The 2,011-nt window shown below is 34.0% G+C and carries 3 protein-coding genes; all 3 read left to right on the top strand.

Annotation, left to right across the window (positions count from 1 at the left end):
- A partial coding sequence (locus tag AC1DPZ_RS26205; RefSeq protein ID WP_477409041.1) for a hypothetical protein occupies positions 1 to 312 on the top strand: 312 nt, incomplete at its 5' end.
- Between the two features lie 36 nt (positions 313 to 348).
- Positions 349 to 1,446 carry a polysaccharide pyruvyl transferase family protein gene (locus AC1DPZ_RS26200; protein WP_477409039.1) on the top strand — a complete coding sequence of 366 codons (1,098 nt, stop codon included), beginning with the start codon at positions 349 to 351 and terminating at the stop codon, positions 1,444 to 1,446.
- Positions 1,447 to 1,469: 23 nt separating this feature from the next.
- Positions 1,470 to 2,011 (top strand): hypothetical protein (locus AC1DPZ_RS26195; RefSeq protein WP_477409037.1); only part of this gene is annotated, 542 nt, incomplete at its 3' end.

The following is a 2,011-nucleotide window of genomic DNA, read 5'->3' as shown; positions in this document are numbered from 1 at the left end:
CTTAAATATTCATCCGATTGGAAGTTTTTTGTTTTAGCGTTTTGTAAACATAACGTAAATACTAAACATTTAAACATGTTTTTGGCAATTTGTAATTGCGATGGGTTAACATGGAACCCTAAACATTTTCCTGCAATCCGAAAAGAAATGAAGGGTGTTTTAAATGAACATTTTCCTGCTTTTGTTGCGGATTATGAAGATTTTGATAAATTAAAAGATAGAGGTAACTTTTTAATTAACAAATATAATAATTTAAAGAAAAGCGCAAAATCTATTTTGCGTAAGCATGTTTTTAATAAAGCAAAATTATAATTATCAATTTTATAATATATACATTAACAAATATCAATGATTTTAACTAAAGTTCAGATTGCCCATTTATGGAGATATTTTAAGCAAAAGGTAGTATTACCTAAAGTTGCAATAATTGGCGGCTACCATGGTGGAAATTTAGGCGATATGGCTTTGGGTATGGCTGTAAGTAATGTTTTAAATGAGAAAGGAATTTCAAATGGATTACAAACTATATACAACTTAGATAAATGGCCAAAGGTACCCCTGGCTATAGTTGGAGGCGGAGCAGTGGGGTACGTTGACTCTCTGATGAAAGTATATTCCCGCTATAAAGGAAATTTTGCCGGTCTGGGATTTTTAGGTGTAGATTTTAATGAAAGCAAATATCCCGATGATATTTTATTGATGATAAGGGAGGCTGCTTTTGTAAGTTGCCGAAGCGAGAAGCAGGCGGAAAGAATGAGAAATATTTCGGGAAGGCCGGATATATACCATCATCCAGATATCGCGTATTCTTTATTAAGTGACTTTTGCTCGGCTGAGCGAAAAATAAAAAAAAGCAAGCAAAAGAAGGTGTTTGTTAACGTATTACCCCTTTATGGTATTTTTAAAGATGGCAAAGTAGAGCCAAGTGCTAATTATAAAGACGAACGACCCGAGTTATACAAGGATTTTGATTTAATGCACAAAAATTATTCAACAGCTATCAGAAGTACGGTTGAGCAGGCATTAAAAGAGGGATACGCGGTTGAATCTGCTCCTTTCACTTCTGCAGATGGCGAGTATTGTAAAGTTATCCTAAATGGTTTACCCGTTAAATTTCCTGCTTATCATGCCGACCCCGTAAAAATGATAAAAAACCTTTCAACAGGTGAAAGAATTATTAGTACGCGTTTTCATACAACAATTTTTGGGCTTAAAACTGGCGCAAGAATGCAACCGGTTGCATATGCAACAAAAAATGAATTGATGCTGAATGAACTTGGTTTAAAACCCGGCGAATATTTAAGTACTATAGATTTAGCACAAGGAAAAGACAAACTTCCTTCAGGTATTATTGGCGACAATGACATTATTGCCAAATGGGAATTTGAATCGAAAAGCATTATTATTAAATGTGTTGATTCACTTAGGGTTAATAAGCAATATTAATTACTATATAAATTAATTAATTAATGAAGAGTATTGTATGTACCTTATATGAGGGTCATTATCATTATGGAGTAGCAGGTTTAATAAATTCATTGCATAAACATGGATTTAAAGGTGATTTCTATGTAGGTTATAGAGGAGAAATTCCTTTTTGGGCTTCAGCCGCAAAGGATGACTCTTCAATCAATTGGGTAGGAGCTAAATGCTTACAGCCTGCACCCAACTTAAACATTAATTTTTTGCCGGTAGTGACTGATAACCATTTTACCAATTACAAAGCCGCTTATTTATTAGAAGTATGGGAGAATTGCGTTGATCAGCGTAATATTTCTTCAATATTTTATTTCGATCCGGATATTGTAAATAAATGTGATTGGGGATTTTATGAACGATGGGTTTCATATGGAGTTGCTTTGGTACATGAAATTGTTCGAAATGATATGCCACCTACACATCCGAAAAGGCTTCAATGGATGCCTGTTGCCGATGCTATGGGTTTTCCGGTTAAAAATAAACTGCATTCTTATATAAATGCCGGATTTATAGGGGTGAATAAAGATCAAAT

Source organism: Mucilaginibacter sp. P4_G9 (genome assembly GCF_056400985.1).
This window is presented reverse-complemented; position numbering and strand designations above follow the sequence as displayed.